The 2,310-nt window shown below is 75.4% G+C and carries 1 protein-coding gene; it reads right to left on the reverse strand.

What is annotated here, in order from left to right; genetic code table 11:
* Positions 1-2,310 (reverse strand): SDR family NAD(P)-dependent oxidoreductase (locus RKE29_RS29415; RefSeq protein WP_312008764.1); only part of this gene is annotated, 2,310 nt, incomplete at both ends.

Genomic DNA, 2,310 nt, shown 5'->3' on the forward strand with positions numbered 1-2,310 from the left:
GACCTGCTCGGCGGTCAGCGACTCCACGACACCGTCGTCCAGGAGACCCGCCGCGTGGACGACGGCCGTCAGCGGCCGCTCCAACGAGCCGATGAGCCCGGCGACCTGCTCGCGGTCGGCCACGTCGCACGCGGCGACCCGGACCCGCGCGCCCAGTTCCTCCAGGTCGGCGACCAGGTCGGCCACGCCGTCGGCGGCCGGGCCGCGACGGCTGACCAGCAGCAGGTCCCTGGCACCGTGCGCACCGGCCAGGTGCCGGGCGAACAGCGCACCCAGACCGCCCGTACCACCCGTGATCAGCACCGTGCCCTCCGGGTCCAGCGGCGCCGGAACCGTCAGCACCACCTTGCCGACGTTCCGCCCCTCACGCAGGAACCGGAACGCCTCCCGACCCCGCCGCACATCCCACGTACGCACCGGCGACGGCACCAGCACACCCCGCGCGAACAGCGACGCGATCTCGACCAGCATCTCCTGGATGCGCTCCGGTCCGGCTTCCAGCAGGTCGTACGACCGGTAGCGCACTCCGGCGTGGTCGCGGGCGATGACCTCCGGGTCGCGGATGTCGGTCTTGCCCATCTCGATGAACCGGCCGCCGCGCGGCAGCAGCTCCAGCGTGGCGTCCACGAACTCGCCCGCCAGCGCGTTCAGCACCACGTCCACACCTTCGCCGCCGGTCGCCTCCGAGAACACCTCCCGGAAGCCCAGGTCACGCGACGACGCGATCCGACCGTCCGGCACCCCGAGGGCCCGTACCGCGTCCCACTTCGGCAGGCTCGCGGTGGCGAACACCTCCGCGCCGAAGTGCCGGGCCAGCTGCACGGCCGCCATGCCCACACCGCCGGCCGCGGCGTGCACCAGCAGCCGCTCGCCCGCCCGCAGGCCACCCGCGAGGTCCACCAGCCCGTAGTACGCGGTCAGGTACACCACCGGAACCGCCGCCGCGTCCGCGAACGACAGGCCCTCCGGCATCGGCACCACCGTCCGCCGGTCCGCGATCGACACCGGCCCGAAGGCGTCCGCCATCAGGCCGAACACCCGGTCGCCCGGCGCCAGGTCGGTCACCCCGGAGCCGACCTCCAGGACCACGCCGGCGGCCTCGCTGCCCAGCGGCGCCTCGCCCGGGTACATGCCCAGCGCGATCAGGACGTCGCGGAAGTTCAGGCCCGCGGCCCGCACCCCGACGCGCACCTCGCCCGCGCCCAGCGGCCGGCCGGCGTCCGAGGGCACGACCGCCAGGTTCTCCAGCGAGCCCTTCCGGCCGATGGCCAGCCGCCACAGGTCACCGTCCGTGCCCGCGGTGACGGAGCCGAGCCGCGGCGCGGTCAGCCGGCCCTCGCGGACCGCGAGCTGCGGCTCGTCGAGGTCGAGCAGCGCGCCCCACTCGGGTGCGCCGCTGCCGTCGAGGTCGACCAGGACGAAGCGGCCCGGGTGCTCCGACTGCGCGGACCGCAGCAGACCCCACACCGGAGCCTGCACCACATCCGGCACCTCGTCACCCACCGCCACCGCGCTACGCGTCACCACCACCAGCCGCGCCTGACCAAGCCACTCACTGGCCAGCCACCGCTGTACGAGCTCCAGCGCGCCCACGGCGGCCACGCGTGCGGCCTCGGCCGTGTCGCCCGCGGGGACCTCGACCTCGGCCAGCACCGCGTCCGGCGCGGCGGCGCCGTCTTCCAGGGCGCGCTCCAGCGCGTCCAGGTCCGCGTACCGCTCACCCGACGCCGCGAGCCCGCCCAGGACCGCGAGCCGCACCGGCTTCGGCGAACCCGCCGCCACCGCGGCCCAGTCCACCTGGAACAGCGAACTCCGCTTGCCTCGCCGACCGCTTTCGAGCTGTGCCTGGTCCGTCGGGCGGACGGCCAGGGAGTCGACGGCGACGACCGTGGTACCGGCGTCGTCGACCGCGTCGATCCGCACCGCGGACTCGCCCGCCGAGCCGATCCGCACCCGTACGCGCGTGCGGCCCGTCCGCCCGAGCCGTACGCCCGACCACGAGAACGGCAGGTCCACCGACGATCCCGCGTCCTTGTCCAGCATCGAGCCGTGCAGCGCGGCGTCGAACAGCGCCGGGTGGATGCCGAACTCCCCGGCTCCGGCGTCGTCGGGCAGGGCCACCTCGGCGTAGACCTCGTCGCCCGAGCGCCACGCGGCCCGTACGCCCTGGAACAGCGGCCCGTAGTCGAGGCCGATGTCGGCCAGCCGCGAGTAGAAGCCGCCGACGGCGACCGGCTCGGCACCGGCCGGGGGCCACTGCGCCGGGAACGGCTTGGACGGCTCCGCCTCGGCGGCCAGCCAGCCGCGCCC

The sequence above is a fragment of the Streptomyces sp. B1866 genome, assembly GCF_031932565.1.
Lineage (GTDB): Bacteria > Actinomycetota > Actinomycetes > Streptomycetales > Streptomycetaceae > Streptomyces.